The sequence below is a fragment of the Agromyces sp. P1_H4 genome, from assembly GCF_056405255.1.
Window position 1 is genome coordinate 1 of the sequence record NZ_JBFUCL010000047.1, and the last position, 15,363, is coordinate 15,363.

Annotated in this window: 14 protein-coding genes; 7 read left to right on the forward strand and 7 right to left on the reverse strand. The window is 73.3% G+C overall.

Translation table 11 applies throughout. The features are described from left to right. From moaCB to AC1DY2_RS05130, 3 genes are all read right to left on the reverse strand, one after another. Positions 1-840, reverse strand: an 840-nt coding sequence (gene moaCB / locus AC1DY2_RS05120) for a bifunctional molybdenum cofactor biosynthesis protein MoaC/MoaB (RefSeq protein WP_476761429.1), incomplete at its 3' end; no start/stop codon positions are given. Continuing rightward, the gene (locus tag AC1DY2_RS05125) at positions 837-2,030 is read right to left on the reverse strand and encodes a molybdopterin molybdotransferase MoeA (RefSeq protein WP_476761430.1); all 1,194 of its coding nucleotides are present in this window, start codon (positions 2,028-2,030) and stop codon (positions 837-839) included. The genes AC1DY2_RS05125 and moaCB, both read right to left, overlap by 4 nt. Next, entirely contained in the window at positions 2,030-3,145 is a 1,116-nt protein-coding gene (locus tag AC1DY2_RS05130; RefSeq protein WP_476761431.1) for a ThiF family adenylyltransferase, read from the reverse strand. The genes AC1DY2_RS05125 and AC1DY2_RS05130 overlap by 1 nt, the downstream gene beginning before the upstream one ends. A 131-nt stretch (positions 3,146-3,276) precedes the next feature. On the opposite strand from AC1DY2_RS05130, the gene AC1DY2_RS05135 reads away from it, so the two are divergent. The 5 genes from AC1DY2_RS05135 (at position 3,277) to AC1DY2_RS05155 (ending at position 7,899) form a co-directional block, all read left to right on the forward strand. Continuing rightward, entirely contained in the window at positions 3,277-4,944 is a 1,668-nt protein-coding gene (locus AC1DY2_RS05135) for a molybdopterin-dependent oxidoreductase (protein ID WP_476761432.1), read from the forward strand. 80 nt (positions 4,945-5,024) lie between these two features. Next, the gene (locus tag AC1DY2_RS05140; protein WP_476761433.1) at positions 5,025-5,441 is read left to right on the forward strand and encodes a TOBE domain-containing protein; all 417 of its coding nucleotides are present in this window, start codon (positions 5,025-5,027) and stop codon (positions 5,439-5,441) included. Then, positions 5,438-6,265, forward strand: a complete 828-nt coding sequence (gene modA / locus AC1DY2_RS05145; RefSeq protein WP_476761434.1) for a molybdate ABC transporter substrate-binding protein — start codon at positions 5,438-5,440, stop codon at positions 6,263-6,265. Before AC1DY2_RS05140 ends, modA begins: the two co-directional genes overlap by 4 nt. Beyond that, entirely contained in the window at positions 6,266-7,069 is an 804-nt protein-coding gene (modB, locus tag AC1DY2_RS05150) for a molybdate ABC transporter permease subunit (protein ID WP_476761435.1), read from the forward strand. A gap of 143 nt (positions 7,070-7,212) precedes the next feature. Then, complete coding sequence (locus AC1DY2_RS05155) at positions 7,213-7,899, forward strand: ABC transporter ATP-binding protein (protein WP_476761436.1); 687 nt, start codon at positions 7,213-7,215, stop codon at positions 7,897-7,899. Positions 7,900-7,919: 20 nt separating this feature from the next. Here AC1DY2_RS05155 and AC1DY2_RS05160 read toward each other — a convergent pair whose 3' ends face one another. Beyond that, positions 7,920-9,323 (reverse strand): HNH endonuclease signature motif containing protein, encoded by a 1,404-nt coding sequence (locus AC1DY2_RS05160; protein ID WP_476761437.1) that lies wholly within the window; start codon positions 9,321-9,323, stop codon positions 7,920-7,922. 199 nt (positions 9,324-9,522) lie between these two features. Here AC1DY2_RS05160 and AC1DY2_RS05165 point away from each other — a divergent pair, with 199 nt between their 5' ends. Continuing rightward, positions 9,523-10,227: a potassium channel family protein gene (locus AC1DY2_RS05165; protein WP_476761438.1), complete on the forward strand. Its 705-nt coding sequence runs from the start codon at positions 9,523-9,525 to the stop codon at positions 10,225-10,227. Between the two features lie 19 nt (positions 10,228-10,246). Here AC1DY2_RS05165 and AC1DY2_RS05170 read toward each other — a convergent pair whose 3' ends face one another. From AC1DY2_RS05170 to AC1DY2_RS05180, 3 genes are all read right to left on the reverse strand, one after another. After that, the gene (locus AC1DY2_RS05170; protein WP_476761439.1) at positions 10,247-10,729 is read right to left on the reverse strand and encodes a SixA phosphatase family protein; all 483 of its coding nucleotides are present in this window, start codon (positions 10,727-10,729) and stop codon (positions 10,247-10,249) included. Positions 10,730-10,822: 93 nt separating this feature from the next. After that, positions 10,823-11,770 carry an arginase family protein gene (locus AC1DY2_RS05175; protein ID WP_476761440.1) on the reverse strand — a complete coding sequence of 316 codons (948 nt, stop codon included), beginning with the start codon at positions 11,768-11,770 and terminating at the stop codon, positions 10,823-10,825. A 118-nt stretch (positions 11,771-11,888) separates the two neighbouring features. Further along, positions 11,889-12,875 carry an NAD-dependent epimerase/dehydratase family protein gene (locus AC1DY2_RS05180; protein ID WP_476761441.1) on the reverse strand — a complete coding sequence of 329 codons (987 nt, stop codon included), beginning with the start codon at positions 12,873-12,875 and terminating at the stop codon, positions 11,889-11,891. Between the two features lie 195 nt (positions 12,876-13,070). Between AC1DY2_RS05180 and AC1DY2_RS05185 the strand changes: the two genes are divergently transcribed. Further along, on the forward strand, positions 13,071-15,356 hold the full coding sequence (locus AC1DY2_RS05185) for a heavy metal translocating P-type ATPase (RefSeq protein ID WP_476761442.1): 2,286 nt from the start codon (positions 13,071-13,073) through the stop codon (positions 15,354-15,356). The last annotated feature ends 7 nt before the right edge of the window (positions 15,357-15,363 follow it).

The window sequence follows — 15,363 nt, forward strand, 5'->3', positions numbered from 1 at the left end:
GCTCAGGGCGGCGGTCGGCGTGGCGACGCGTCCGGCGGCGCGGATCGCCTCGGCGACCCCCGGCAGCTCGCGGTCGAGCACGGCCAGTGTCGCCTCGGGAGTACGGTCGCCGGGGTTCACGCCCGTGCCGCCCGTCGTGATGAGCACGGAGGGCGATCCCGCGACCGCCCCGCGGATCGCGTCGGAGACATCGGCGTCGGCGACCACGACGGGCTCGTCGACGTCGAAGCCGCGCTCGCGCAGCCACGCCACGATCACGGGCCCGGTCGTGTCGTCGGCGGTGCCGGCGGCCGCCCGGGTGGACGCCACGAGCACCGTGGCCACGCCGGGGTGGTGGGCCGGGTCGGCGAGGCCGCCGGCGTCGGCCGCGGCATCCGCTCGCCAGACGCCGCGCTTGCCGCCGCGCTTCTCGACCAGGTGGATGCCGCCGAGTTGCGCGGCAGGGTCGACGGCCTTCACCATGTCGTGCAGGGTGAGCCCGGCGATGGCGACGGCGGTGAGCGCCTCCATCTCGATGCCGGTGCGCGCCGTGGTCGAGGCGGTGGCACGGATCGTGACCGCCGCCTCCTCGAATCCGAAGTCGATCGACACGGCGTCGAGCGGCACGATGTGGGCGAGCGGGATGAGCTCGCTCGTGCGCTTCGCCGCCGAGATGCCCGCGATGCGCGCCGTGGGCAGCACGTCGGCCTTCTTCAGTCCGTCGCTGCGCACCAGCGCCACGACCTCGGGCGTCGTGTCGAGACGGCCCTCGGCGATCGCGATGCGACGGGTGATCGGCTTGCCGCCGACGTCGACCATGCGCGCGCGGCCGTCGTCGTCGAGGTGGGTGAGCGAGCTCATAGGAACACGGTATCGACCATGGCGCCCGCGTCGAGCGACGTGACGTCCTCGGGAACCACGATGAGCAGCTCGGATGCCGCGAGCGCCGCGACGAGGTGCGAGCCCGGTCCCCCCACGACCTCGACGCGGCCGTCGTCGGCCCGGCGGCCGCGCAGGAACTGCCGCTTGCCGGGCACGGAGGTGAGCGGCGCCGCGAGCGGGAGGTGCTCGGTGCGCGCGGGCGGCAGTCCCGCGATGGCGCGGAGCGTCGGCGCCACGAACAGCTCGAACGAGAGCTGGGCGCTCACCGGGTTGCCCGGGAACCCGATGACGGGCATGCCCCGGTAGGCGCCCGTGGCCTGCGGGCCCCCGGGTTGCATCGCCACGCTGCCCACCCAGCCGCCGAGCGGTTCGAGGGTCTCGCGCACCACCTCGTACGCGCCCATCGAGACGCCGCCGCTCGTGAGCACGAGCTCGGCGCCGGCGTCGCGGGCGGCATCGAGCTCGGCGAGCAGCCGCGAGACGTCGTCGCGCACGCGACCCTCGTGCACCACGACGGCGCCCACGGCGCGCACGGCCGCGGCGAGCGCGACGCCGTTCGCGTCGGGGATCTCGCCCGATTGGAGCGCGGACCCCGGCGGCACGAGTTCGCTGCCCGTGCTCACGACGGCGACGCGCACGCGTTCGCGCACCAGCAGCTCAGTGAGCCCGGATGCCGCGGCGGCGGCGAGGTGCCGCGACGCGAGCTTGAGCCCGGGGGGCAGCACGTCGTCGCCTGCGGCGAGGTCGGCGCCCGCCTCGCGCACGTACTCGCCGGCCGCGCGCGGGCGCAGGATGCGGATGCGCGTGCCGTCGGATTCGGTGTCCTCGACGGGCACGATCGCGTCGGCGCCCTCCGGCACCGCCGCGCCCGTCATGATGCGCACCGCGGTGCCGGGCGCCAGCGGGCCGGGTGCGCCGGCCGCCGCGGCGACCTCTCCGGTGATCGGCAGCGACACCGGGGCATCCGTCACGTCGACGGCACGGACGGCGAACCCATCCATCTGCGAGTTGCGGAACGGCGGCAGGGCGATGGGCGACTCGACGGGCGAGGCGGTGATGCGACCGAGCGCGTCGGCGAGGGCCACTCGCTCGGTCGGCCTGGCGCCGAGGCCGGTGAGCAGCGACCGCACGAATGCCGCGTGCTCGTCGACCGGGATGCGGCCGGCCATCAGTACCGCACCACGCTTGGGTCGACGGTGCGCGACCAGGCGTCGATGCCGCCGGCCAGGTTGCGCACGCTCGCGAAGCCCGCGCGGGCCAGCGATCGCGCGGCGTACTCGGACCGAACGCCGAGGTGGCAGTAGACGACGACGGATGCCGCGGGGTCGAGCTCCGCCGTTCGGGCATCGAGCTCCCCGAGCGGGATCAGCGTGGAGCCGGGAATGGTGGCGATGTCGGCCTCCCAGGGTTCGCGCACGTCGAGGAGCACCGGTGGGGCCTCCGAGTGGAGCTCGCCCGAGAGGGTGCCGGCGTCGACCTCGCCGGGCACGGCCGTCGGCGTGGGCACAGGCGCAGGCACAGGCACTGATGCCGGCACGGCCGCGGCCGGCCTGGCCGCCGCATCCGCCGACCGTCGGTAGACGATCTCGCGCGTGCGGCCCGACAGCGCCTCGAACACCACGACCCGGCCGAGCAGCGGCTCGCCGATGCCGGTGAGCAGCTTCAGCGCCTCGCCGGCCATGAGCCCGCCCGTGACCGTGCACACCGTCGGCAGGATGCCGTCGATCTCGCAGCTGAGGCCGGCGTCGGCGGGAGGCTCGGGGAAGAGGTCGCGGTAAGAGACGCCGCGCGCGTCCCACGAGACGCCGACCTGGCCCGAGAACTTCGCCGCCGAACCCCACACGAGCGGGATGCCGGCGCGCGCGGCCGCGTCGTCGGCGACGTAGCGCGTGAGGAGGTCGTCGGTGCCGTCGATGACGAGGTCGGCGTCGGCGAGGAGCTCGTCGGCGTTGCGCGCGTCGAAGGCGTGCGGCACGGGGAGCACGATCGTCTCATCCGAGAGCGCCGCCGCGGCATCCGCTGCCGATGCGACCTTGTCGCGGCCGACGTCGGCCGGCGTGTGCAGGGTCTGGCGGTGCAGGTTGGTGACCTCGACGCGGTCGTGGTCGACGATGCTGAGTCGACCGACTCCGGCCGCGACGAGCGCGGGCACGACGGCGCTGCCGAGTCCGCCGGCGCCGAGCACGACGACGTGCGCGTCGGCGAGGCGCTGCTGCGCATCGAGGCCCCACCCCGGGAGCACGCGCTGCCGGGCGTAGCGGGGATCAGCGGGATCGAGGGCCATTCCTCGATTCTCGCAGGCGCGGACGGCGGCGCGTCCAGCGGGCCGCCGTCGGCGCCGCGGCAATCCGGGGCGCCCCGGGTGACGAACCACCCCTGCGAGCGCACCCGCGCCCGGGATGCGGAGGCGGCGGCATGGCGACGACGAGCCCGAGGCGCACCCCCCGTCCCTGGCGATGGTGGGGATGGGCCGCCGTCGCCGGGATCGTGAGCGCCGGGGTGTTCCTCGCCCTCGCCGAGCTGTTCGCGCTGCTGGTCGCCCGCGACGGCAGCCCGATCCTCGCGGTCGGGTCGTTCGTGATCGACATCGTGCCGCAGCCGTTCAAGGAGTTCGCGATCGCGACCTTCGGCGCGTACGACAAGGTCGCGCTCCTCATCGGGTTGGCGCTCGCGGTGCTCATCGCGGCGGCGGTCATCGGGGTGCTGCAGTTCGTGCGGCCGCCCCTCGGCGTGGTCGCGCTCGGCATCGCGGGTGCGCTCTCCGTCGCGGCGGTCGTCACGCGTGCCGGGGCGACACCGTTCGGGGCGGTGCCGCCCATCGCCGGCACGGTCGTCGGCAGCGTCGTGCTCGTGCTGCTCGTGCGCCGGCTCCAGGCCTGGCAGTTCGAACTGGGGGCCGAGGGCAGGCGCGCGGATGCCGCGGCGGCGGGTGTCGGGTCGGAGGCCGATCCCGGCGACCCTGCCGAGCCCGCTGCCGCCGCCGCCTTCCCCTCGGAGCCGCCGCGCTCAGCCGTGGACCGGCGCGGGTTCTTCCTGCTCGCGGGTGCCGCCGCGGCATCCGCCATCGTCGTCGGCCTCGGTGCGCGAGTCGCGGGGGCGACCACGTCCTCGATCGCCGCCGTGCGGCGCGCCCTCCGCCTGCCGGCGCCCCGCACGACCGTGGCCGTGCCCGAGGGTGCCGAGCTCGACATCCCCGGGATCTCGCCGCTGTTCACCGCGAACCGCGACTTCTACCGCGTCGACACGGCACTCACGGTGCCCGAGGTCGACCCCGCAGGCTGGCGGCTCGTCGTCGATGGCCTCGTCGACCGTCGGGTGGAACTGGGCTTCGACGAGCTCACGGCCATGGGGCTCGACGAGTACGCGATCACGATGACCTGCGTGTCGAACGAGGTCGGCGGCGCGCTGCTCGGCACGGCGAGGTGGCTCGGCGTCCCGGTGCGCGACGTGCTGCGGCTCGCGGGTCCGCGGTCGGGCGCCGACATGGTGCTCTCGCGCAGCGTCGACGGGTTCACTGCGGGCACCCCGCTCGAGGCGCTCACCGACGCCGGCCTCGACGCGATCCTCGCGGTCGGCATGAACGGCGAGCCGCTGCCGCTCGAGCACGGCTTCCCGGTGCGGATGGTCGTGCCGGGCCTCTACGGCTACGTCTCGGCGACGAAGTGGCTCACCGAGCTGAAGGTCACGACGTTCGCCGACGACGAGGCGTACTGGACGCCCCGCGGGTACAGCGCGACGGCGCCCATCAAGCTGTCGTCACGTATTGACACGCCCCGGTCGGGCACGCCGATCGTCGCGGGCCCCACGAAGATCGCGGGGGTGGCGTGGGCGCAGCCGGTGGGCGTCGACCTCGTCGAGGTGCGCATCGACGATGAGCCGTGGCATCCGGCGACCCTGTCCACCCCGCTCAACGGCAGCACCTGGGTGCAGTGGTTCGTCGACTGGGAGGCGACGCCCGGCACGCATTACGTCACCGTGCGGGCGACGGATGCCGCGGGCACGCGCCAGGCGGAGGAGCGCACCGCGATCGCCCCCGACGGATCCACGGGCTGGCAGCGCACGCTGCTCACGGTCACGTCGTAGCGCGATGCGGAGGTACGCCTCGCCCATCGCCGTGTTCGCGGCTACAGTGAGGGTGTGGCGCCGCAGTTGAGGATCCGCTCGTGACCCAGTTCCGCGTCAGCGAGGCGGCCGCGCTGCTCGGCGTGAGCGACGACACCGTGCGACGGTGGGGCGAGCACGGCCGCCTCACGCTGCGGAAGGCGGCGAACGGCATGCAGGTGGTCGACGGGGTCGACCTCGTGCCGCTCATGGAGGAGGCCGCGTCGGGCGGAGCGCTCGCCGAGGCGTTCCCACTGGCTCGCGCGTCCGCCCGCAATCGCTTCGTCGGCCTCGTGACCCGCGTGCAGCGCGACGGCGTGATGGCGCAGGTCGACCTGCAGGCGGGGCCGTTCCGCATCGTGTCGCTCATGAGCCGCGAGGCCGCCGACGAGCTCGGGCTGGAGCCGGGCATGCTCGCCGCGGCGAGCGCGAAGGCCACGAACGTGACGATCGAGCTGCCCCCGCGAGGCGAGGCATGAGCTTCCGGATGCCGCGTGCCGCCGTTCCGGCGTTGGGCCTGGCCGTCGCCGTTGCGCTGGCGGTCTCCGTCACGGGCTGCGCCGCGGGCGGCGGGTCGGCTGCATCGAGGTCGACCATCCCCCAGACGGATGCCGCACCGACGACCCTCACCGTCTTCGCCGCCGCGTCGCTCACCGAGGCGTTCGACGCACTCGCCGCGGACTTCGAGGCGGAGCATCCGGCCATCGAGGTCTCGCTGAGCTACGGCGGAAGCGCCGCGCTCGCGCAGCAGATCGTGGAGGGCGCTCCGGTCGACGTGTTCGCCTCGGCGGCCGAGCCGCCGATGGCGGTCGTGGTGAAGGCCGGGCTCGCCGACGACCCGGTCGTGTTCGCGAYGAACACGCTCGAGCTGGTCACCCCCGCCGACAATGCGGCCGGGATCACGGGGCTCGCGGACCTCGCCGACCCCGACCTGCGCATCGCGCTCTGCGATCCGACGGTGCCGTGTGGTGCGGCATCCGACGCCCTGCTCGGCCAGGAGGGCGTGACGGCCTCCCCCGACACCCTCGAGTCCGACGTGAAGTCCGTGCTCACGAAGGTGGTGCTCGGCGAGGTCGACGCCGCCCTCGTCTACCGCACCGACGCGCGCGCCGCCGGCGACGCCGTCGTGGGCATCGAGGTGCCCGGCGCGGCATCCGTGGTGAACCGCTACCCGATCGCCGCGGTCGGCGCGGCGGCGGATCCGGATGCGGGGCGAGGCGAGGCCGCGGCCGACTTCGTGGCGTTCGTGACCGGCGAGGCCGGTCGGGCCGTGCTCGCCGACGCCGGGTTCGGAGCCCCCTAGGTGGGCAGGACGGGCCGGCTCGCCTGGCCGGTCGCCGTGGTGGCGGGCGTCGCGCTCGCCGTGCTCATGCTGCCGCTCGTGGCGCTGGTCGTGCGCGCCCCGTGGGGCGATCTCGCCGACCTGATGACACGCGAGTCGGTGCTGCAGGCGCTCGTGCTCTCCTTCGCCACGGCGACCCTCGCCACGGGCGTGTGCCTCGTGCTCGGGGTTCCGCTCGCCGCGCTCCTCGCGCGGGCCGCCGACTGGCCGACCCTTCCCCGTCGGGCGCTTCGCGCGGCGGTCACCGTGCCGCTGGTACTGCCGCCGGTGGTGGGCGGCATCGCCCTGTTACTGCTCCTCGGACGGCGAGGCCTCATCGGCGGTGCGCTCGACGAGTGGTTCGGCATCACGGTGCCCTTCACGACCGGAGCCGTCGTGCTCGCGCAGGTGTTCGTGGCGCTGCCGTTCCTCGTCTTCGCCGTCGAGGGCGCGCTCCGCTCGGCCGACCGGCGCACCGAGCTGGCTGCGGCGACGCTTGGCGCGTCCCGCTGGCAGGTGTTCCGGTTCGTCACCCTCCCGCTCGTCGCGCCCGGTGTCGCGGCGGGCGCGGTGCTCTGCTTCACCCGGGCGCTCGGCGAGTTCGGTGCCACGATCACGTTCGCCGGATCCCTTCCGGGCGTGACGCGCACGCTGCCCATCGCGAGCTACCTCGCCATGCAGTCGGACCCCGACGAGGCCATCGCGCTCGCGCTGCTGCTGCTCGCCGTATCGGTCATCGTGCTGCTCGGACTCCGTGACCGCTGGCTGCCCGGGGTGCGGGCATGACCGATCACGGGGATTCCGAGCGCGGGCGCGGCCGGCGGGATGCCACTGGACCGGATGCCGCTCGGCTGGACGCCGCTCGGCCGGACGCCGCTGGGCCGGACGCCACTCGGCCGGATGCCACTCGGCCGGCGCTGCATGTCGACGTGGCCCTGCTGCGTGGCGAGGTAGCGATCGCGGCGCGCTTCGACGTGCGCCCGGGGGATCCGCTCGCGCTGATCGGACCGAACGGCGCGGGCAAGTCGAGCATCCTGGCGGCGATCGCCGGCCTTGTTCCACTGCGGTCAGGGCGGATCGCGATCGGGAGCCGCACCGTCGACGCAATGCCGCCCGAGCGCCGGCGCATCGGGGTCGTGTTCCAGGACTACGTGCTGTTCCCCCATCTCACGGTGCACGACAACGTGGCGTTCGCGACCCGGATGCGCGGCTCGCGCGCCGCGGCGCGATCGGCGGCCGAGCCGTGGCTCGAACGGTACGGCCTCACACCCCTGGCCGGGCGGTTTCCCGCGGAGCTCTCGGGCGGCCAGTCGCAGCGGGTCGCGCTGGCGCGGGCGCTCGCCGCCGAGCCCGAGGTGCTCCTGCTCGACGAGCCGATGTCGGCGCTCGACGTCGAGGTTCGCGCCGAGATGCGCACGGAGCTCGCCACCCATGTGCGCGAGTTCGGCGGTGCCACGGTGCTCGTCACCCACAGTCCGGCGGATGCCGCGGCGCTCGCCGACCAGGTCATGGTGCTCGAGTCGGGACGCGTCACCCAGCGCGGCTCGCTCGACGAGCTGCGGGCCGCGCCGGCGACGCCCTATGTACGGCGGATGCTCGCGGCATCCGCGGACTGACCCGCACCCCGAACGTCGGGTCATGCCGCTGGGACCGCCCCGGAAGCGCAGTATTCAGGTCGACGCGCGGCCCACGGCGGTTCGGTGTCGCCGTCGAAGAGCAGCGCAGCGTCGACGCCCTCTCGCTCCGACGTGTGCTGCGGCGCCCGCGACTCCCCCACGTCGGGCGGCGCGAACGGCCGGTCGGGGGTCGACACATGCGCGCGACCAGCCGGAGACGTCCACCGGATGTCTCCGTCGGGCAGCTGGGACATTCGCCAACCGGTGTGGTGCTTCAGTCGATGGTGCTTGCGGCAGAGATGGGCGAGGTTGTCGTGGCGGGTGGTGCCGCCCGCCGCCCAGTCGCGAGTGTGGTCGATGTCGGTGCCTGCGGCGCGACGGGAGCAGCCGGGGAATCGGCATCCCCCGTCGCGGACGCGAAGGTATCCGGCGAGGTCGGCGGGAACGCGGTAGCGGGTGCGGCCGTAGGAGAGGTAGGCACCGGTTTCGGGGTGCGTGAGGATGCGATGGAACGACGGCGCGTGCGCGGCCAACCGGCGGGCCGTCTCGGCGGGGATGGGTCCGTGCCCATCGAGCTCGGCGGGCTCGTCGCTGTGTCCGAGCAGCGTGAGCACCGGCACGGTGACGTAGACGCGCGGCCTGACCACGCCGAGCGGGGACGGGTCGGGTCCCTCAGCGCCCGGCATTCGCGCGATGCCCACTGCGGCCCCGATGGGGCGGCCGAGCAGGAGATCGCCCGCCAGGTCGACCAGGCGCTGCCGATGGGTGCGAGCATCTCCATCCGAGTCAGATGCGGCACCAGCGAGCGCATCGAGGTGAGCCATGATCGCCACGCCGCGCTCGGCCTCGAGGTGCATGTTCAGCCACGCCATGCCGTCGTCGGCGGGCTCGAGGATGACGCGACGCTCGTCGCGGGCGCGTTCGTGTCGCGCGTCGGACGGCTCGGGATGGATGCGCTCACGAAGACGACGAATGCGGCGACGGAACGCCGACGGCGTCTCTCGTGCCGCGCCGGCGAGCGCGGCAGCCTCGAAAGCCCCGGCATGATCCGCGGGCAGGCCACTCGCGACCTCGAGCAGGGATCGCACCTGCGGAACGGCGATCGTGCCGGCAGACAGCGCATCGAGCGTGGCGGCGAACGTGCCGCAGAGKTGGCCGGCCTCCGCGATCAGCCGGCCAGCCGTCGCCTCGTGCACGACGAGCGTCGTCGCCAGCTCGGCGACGAAGGAACGCGTCGCGAACTCGCGATCTTTGAACGACGAGTCATCCGTCACGCCCTCGACCTCGGCGGCCAGCCGGCGGGCGACCCCGATGCTCCGAAACTGCTCAGCCTGCGCCGAGCGCACAGCGCCCTCGAGTTCGACGATGCGGTCGAGTTCGGCACGCAATCGAGCTCGCGCGTCGAGGTCGGGCGGGGTGTCCATGAGATGAGTCAAGCACCGGCCACTGACATTGGAATGCCCCTGAAACAGCCGGTCAAACGGTCTTTTTCTGTGGAAGTCTTCGCTGCCTTTTCAGGTGTGGAGGACGAGTCCTGACGGCGGAAGCGCCTATCGGAAGGGCGGCTCGTGTCGCGACACGGCACACGCACGGTGGTGCGAGACTGCCCCCTAGAGTGTCGCCATGACTCAGGAACGCTGGCAGAAGTTATCCGAGTGGCCACTGGCGATCGCGGCGTTCTCGTTCCTCATCGCATATTCGTGGCAGGTCATCGGTGAGCTTGCCGGCCCACAGGCCGCAATCGCAGAAGCCGTGATCTGGACGACATGGGCGCTGTTCGTCGTCGACTATGTCGTGAATCTCGTGCTCGCACCGCAGCGCTTCCGGTGGTTCTACACGCATCTCTTCGATCTGGCCGTCGTCGTGCTCCCGATGCTTCGACCGCTACGGCTGCTCAGGCTCGTCACCATCCTGGTCGTGCTCCAGCGAACCGCGGGCGCCGCCTTCCGCGGGCGTGTGATCCTCTACGTGACCGGCGCCTCACTCCTGCTCGTCTGGGTCGCCGCATTGACCGTCCTCGATGCCGAGCGCGGGAACGATGGAACCATCCAGACCTTCGGAGAGGGCCTCTGGTGGGCCTTCGTCACCATCACGACCGTCGGCTACGGCGACTACTTCCCGGTGACGCCGACAGGTCAACTCGTCGCCGTTGGCGTGATGCTCGGCGGTATCGCCCTGATCGGCGTGGTGACCGCGACCCTCGCCTCATGGATCGTGGAGAGGGTCAGCGCGACGAACGAGTCCGAGAAAGCAGCCACGAAGGCGCACATCGATGAACTGGCGGTGGAATTGCGAGCACTCCGTGAGGAACTGGCGAAACGAGCGTAGCGACTTCGCCGACGCGGCCTCACCGAGGCGTGTCGAACCGGCTCTCCACGGGATCCGCCTCGACGGCGTCCGCCCAGGTCCCCACGTCGAACGTGAATTCCGCGACCGCGCACGTCGGCATGTGCTCGATCGTGCCCGACAACGCGAAGGCGAGGTCGGAGAGTCCCGGGTCGTGGGCGACGACCATCGCCGTGTCGGCGGCGTCGTCGAAGTCGCGGACGACGTCGAGGATCTCCTCGGGCATGGCGCCGTACAGCCGCTCGTCGAGCTCCACACGGTCGGCGCCGACGCCGAGCGCCTGCGCCAGCAACTTCGCCGTGGTGCGGGCGCGGATGGCCGTGCTCGAGCGGATGATGTCGGGCACCAGTCCCCGCTCGGCGAGGCGCCGCCCCATCTCGGGCGCATCGCGCAGGCCGCGCTCAGCCAAGGGCCGCTCGTGATCGTCGAGGCCCGGCGCATCCCAGGCCGACTTCGCGTGTCGCACGAGCACCAGCGTCTTCATGCGGCGAGTCTGCCACCGTCGGCAGCGGTCCGCGAGGGCGAGGGCAAGGGCGAGCGCGAGCCGCGAGGGCGAGCGCGAGCCGCGAGCCGCCGCCTACACGCCCCGCGCCGCGAGCCCCGCCGCGAACTCGAGCACGCACAGCGCCGCCAGCCGCACCGTGCGGCCGTCTGCGGCATCCGTCGTCGCATCGATCTCGACCAGGTCGGCGCTGCGCACGCGGGCATCGGATGCCGCAGCACGCACGAGCTCGCGCAGTTCCCACGCCGCGAGGCCACCCGGCACCGACGCCGGGCAGGCTGGCGCGACCGAGCGGTCGCAGGCATCGACGTCGACGTCGAGGTGAACTGGACCGCCGGCGGCACCCGCGATCTCGAGCGCCTCGGCCATGACGTCGGCGGGTCGCCGGCCGTGCAGCTCGTCGCGGTGGATGACGGTGATGCCGAGCTCGGCCGCGCGCCGCGCATAGGCGGCGGAGTTCGCGAAGTCGGCGATGCCGATCTGCACGATGCGGCGCGGATCGAGGCCCGCCTCGACGAGACGCCGCACCGGGGATCCGTTCGAGACGCCGTCGCGCAGGTCGAAGTGGGCGTCGATCGTCACGAGACCGGCCGTGCCGAGGTCGTCGCCCCAGACACCGAGCGCGGTCGCCACGGTCACCGAGTTGTCGCCGCCGAGCGCGAGGAGCGCGGTCGCGCGTTCGAGCGCGCCCGCCGTCGCGGCGATCGTGCGCGCCTCGCCCTCGGCGCCGTCGGGCTCGTCGATGTCGCCGGCATCCGCGAACCGCAGCTCGCCGAGATCCCGGCCGACACGTGCCGCCGCCCCCTCGGGCGCACGCCGGTCGGGCATCAGCGCGGGACTGTACCGCCGCAGCGCCTCGCGGATCGCCGCGGGCGTGGCGTGCGCGTTCGTGGGCGACAGCGACGTGCGCCACCCGGGAACGCCGAGCAGCACGAGATCCACGGATGCCGCGGGCTCGAGCTCCACGAGTGCGGGCCATCCGCCCGCGCGGGGCCAGAGGGGGTCGTGCGAGAGGGTCGCCATGGCACGACGCTAGCAATCGCGGATGCTGTCGGCCGAGGCATCCGCCAGCTGCGATGTCTGCAATCCCGGACGCCACGCTGCGCGACGCGGCACGACGCGGGCTTCACCCGAGCCGGGCTCAGCCCCGCAGCGCCGCCAGCAGCTCCCGCTCGCGGTCAGCCGACAATCCGGCGCCACGCTCGCGGTCGAGGCCCTGGCTCCGTTCCCACTCGAGGATCTCGGCGAGGAGCTGCTCGAGCGGCCGCAACTGCAGGCCGGCCGCCTTCGCCGCCGCGTTCGACCGATCGAGGAACGCCTGCCACTCGGGATCGATGATCCAGAGCGGCAGCGACTCGGGACCCGACCACTCGGCGACGCCCTGCTCGGCGAGCCACTCGGGCGAGACGGCGACGACCTCACCCTCGTGGCCCGCGGCGGCGCGCGACAGCTCCAGCCAGTCCTCGAAGGTGACACGATCGCCGACGGCGTTGAACGCGCCGGTGAGACGCCGCTCGATCGCGTCGAGCGTGAATCGCACGAGGTCGTCGACGTGGATGGCCTGCACCGGCGAGTCGAGGATGTCGGGCACGAGCATCGGCTCGTCGTCGCGAGCCGCCCTCGCGACCCAGTAGCCGCCCCGACCCGAGGGGTCGCCCGGACCCACGATGAGGCCCGGGCGGATGACGAGCAGCCGGTCGCCCACCGCATCGCGGTATGCCTGCTCGATCGCGGACTTCGCCTCGCCGTACGTCTCGGGGTCGGACTCGTCGGACTCCAGCGGCGGCATGAGCTCCGCCGTCTCCTCGGCGCCGGGCTGGTCATGCCGGGCGTACACGTTGCCCGACGAGATGAAAGTCCAGTGCGCGGCCGACGGACCGAGCTCGGCGGCCGCTCGACGCGCGAACCCCGGCTGGCGCGTCACGTCGACGATGGCGTCCCATCGACGCCCTGCGACCTCGTCGTAGGCACCGGAGGCCGAGCGGTCGGCGCGCACGAGCTCGGCGCCCGCGGCCACCTCGCCCGCCTCGCCGCGGGCCAGGCACGTCACCCGATGCCCGCGAGCGAGCGCCTCCTCGGCGAGCGTGCGTCCGAGCCATTGCGTGCCGCCGAGGATGAGCAGGTCCATCCCGCCATCCCAGCACGCGACGGATGCCGCCGTCACGCGTGTTCTCGCAGCGCGAACCGGCGCGCGCGGGGCGAGGGGCCGCAGTGGAGGGGACGTTTCCCGCTCGGGAATGCGTCGACGATTCCGACCGTTGACGTGACAGATACCCCATGGGGGTATGCTGATCTCGAACCGGTGAAGGGAAGATCGATGAGTATGACGCGCGACGAGCCGCACGAGCACGCGCACGACCACGCGGAGCACGCAGGGCACGACATGCACGCGTGCCACGAGGCGCACGCTGGGCACGACATGCACGCCGGCCACGACCACGCCGACCACGACGCTCACGCTGGCCACGACCACGCCGGCCACGACATGCACGCTGGCCATGACCATGCCGGGCACGACGCTCACGCCGCTCACGCGGGGCACGGCGGCCACGGCGACCACGTCGGCCAGTTCCGCCGCCTGTTCTGGGTCATGCTCGTCATCGCGATCCCGACGATCGCGTTCAGTCCGATGTTCGCGTCGATCCTGGGGTACTCGCTGCCCGACAACCCGATCGTCCCGTGGATCTCCCCCGTGCTCGGCACCGTCATGTTCTTCTGGGGCGGCCGACCCTTCCTGACGGGCGCCTGGTCGGAGCTGAAGGCGCGCCAGCCCGGCATGATGCTGCTCATCGGGCTCGCCATCACCGTCGCCTACGTCGCGTCGCTCGGCGCGAGCCTCATGCTGCTCGACCACGAGCTCGACTTCTGGTGGGAGCTCGCCCTCCTCATCGTCATCATGCTGCTCGGCCACTGGATCGAGATGCGCTCGATCATGCAGGCGTCCAGCGCCCTCGACGCACTGGCGGCACTGCTGCCCGACGAGGCCGAGCGCGTGACGGATGCCGCTGACGGCGGGGCCGCGACCGCCAGCACCACCGAGATCGTCGCCCCCTCCGACCTCCGAGTCGGCGACGTCGTGATCGTGCGCCCAGGCGGCCGCGTGCCAGCCGACGGCGACGTGGTCGACGGCACGGCGGCGATGGACGAGTCGATGATCACCGGCGAGTCCACCACCGTGAGCCGTGGCCCCGGCGAGCACGTCGTGGCCGGCACGGTCGCGACCGACACCGCGATCCGCGTGCGGGTCTCCGCGGTCGGCGACGACACGGCGCTTGCGGGCATCCAGCGCCTCGTCGCGAAGGCGCAGGCGTCGAGCTCGCGCGCCCAGCGCCTCGCCGATCGCGCGGCCGGCTGGCTGTTCTGGTTCGCGCTCGGCGCCGCCGTGATCACCGCGATCACGTGGACGATGCTCGGCAACCCCGACGACGCGGTCGTGCGCACCATCACCGTGCTCGTGATCGCGTGCCCCCACGCCCTCGGCCTCGCCATCCCACTCGTGGTGTCGATCGCCACCGAGCGTGCCGCGCGCGGCGGCGTGCTCGTCACGGACCGCCTCGCCCTCGAGACGATGCGCACGGTCGGCGCCGTGCTGTTCGACAAGACCGGCACCCTGACGAAGGGCGAGCCGGCGGTCACCGACGCGCTCGCGGCATCCGGATTCGACCCCGACCAGGTCATGGCGCTCGCCGCCGCGGCCGAGACCGACTCCGAGCACCCGCTCGCCAAGGCGATCGTGACGGATGCCGCGCGCCGCGGCCTCACCATCCCGGTCGCGTCGGGCTTCACGGCGTCGGCCGCGGTCGGCGTGCACGCCACGGTCGGCGGACGCACCGTGCAGGTCGGCGGCCCCGGGCTGCTCGCCCGTGAGGGCACCGCGCCGCTTGCGGCATCCGCCGGCTGGAGCGAACGCGGCCAGACCGTGCTGCACGTGCTCGTCGACGGCGAGATCGCGGGAGCCATCGCCCTGGCCGACGAGGTGCGGCCCGAGTCGAAGCAGGCCGTCGACGCGCTGCACGCGCTCGGCGTGCAGGTCGTGATGATCACCGGTGACGCCGAGCCCGTCGCCCGCACGGTCGCCGCACAGCTCGGCATCGACCGGGTCTACGCGGGCGTGCGCCCCGAGGACAAGGCCGCCAAGGTGCAGGAGCTCCAGGCCGAGGGCCTCAGCGTCGCGATGGTCGGCGACGGCGTGAACGATGCGCCCGCGCTCGCGCAGGCCGACGTCGGTATCGCGATCGGCGCCGGCACGGATGTGGCGATCGCGTCGGCCGGGGTCATCCTCGCGTCATCCGACCCGCGTTCGGTGATCTCGGTCATCGAGCTGTCGCGGGCGAGCTACCGCAAGATGCAGCAGAACCTCTGGTGGGCGGCCGGCTACAACCTCGTCTCGGTGCCGCTCGCGGCGGGCGTGCTTGCGCCCATCGGCTTCGTCATGCCGATGTCGGTCGGTGCGATCCTCATGTCGCTGTCGACGGTGATCGTGGCGGCCAACGCGCAGCTGCTGCGCCGGCTCGACCTGCGCCCCGAGGCGTCGACCCGTGCGGTGCTCGGGCGATCGGGCGGTGCTCCGGATGCCGCGCCGGCGCCGCGCACGACCGTCGCCGCCTAGGCCGGCG

Bases quoted from the DNA above. Each gene is read 5' to 3' on its own strand.
- AC1DY2_RS05125 (WP_476761430.1), bottom strand. From the start codon at position 2,030: ATGGCCGGCCGCATCCCGGTCGACGAGCACGCGGCATTCGTGCGGTCG.
- AC1DY2_RS05175 (WP_476761440.1), bottom strand. From the start codon at position 11,770: ATGGCGACCCTCTCGCACGACCCCCTCTGGCCCCGCGCGGGCGGATGG.
- AC1DY2_RS05165 (WP_476761438.1), top strand. From the start codon at position 9,523: ATGACTCAGGAACGCTGGCAGAAGTTATCCGAGTGGCCACTGGCGATC.
- AC1DY2_RS05130 (WP_476761431.1), bottom strand. From the start codon at position 3,145: ATGGCCCTCGATCCCGCTGATCCCCGCTACGCCCGGCAGCGCGTGCTC.
- AC1DY2_RS05180 (WP_476761441.1), bottom strand. From the start codon at position 12,875: ATGGACCTGCTCATCCTCGGCGGCACGCAATGGCTCGGACGCACGCTC.
- AC1DY2_RS05170 (WP_476761439.1), bottom strand. From the start codon at position 10,729: ATGAAGACGCTGGTGCTCGTGCGACACGCGAAGTCGGCCTGGGATGCG.
- AC1DY2_RS05185 (WP_476761442.1), top strand. From the start codon at position 13,071: ATGACGCGCGACGAGCCGCACGAGCACGCGCACGACCACGCGGAGCAC.
- AC1DY2_RS05135 (WP_476761432.1), top strand. From the start codon at position 3,277: ATGGCGACGACGAGCCCGAGGCGCACCCCCCGTCCCTGGCGATGGTGG.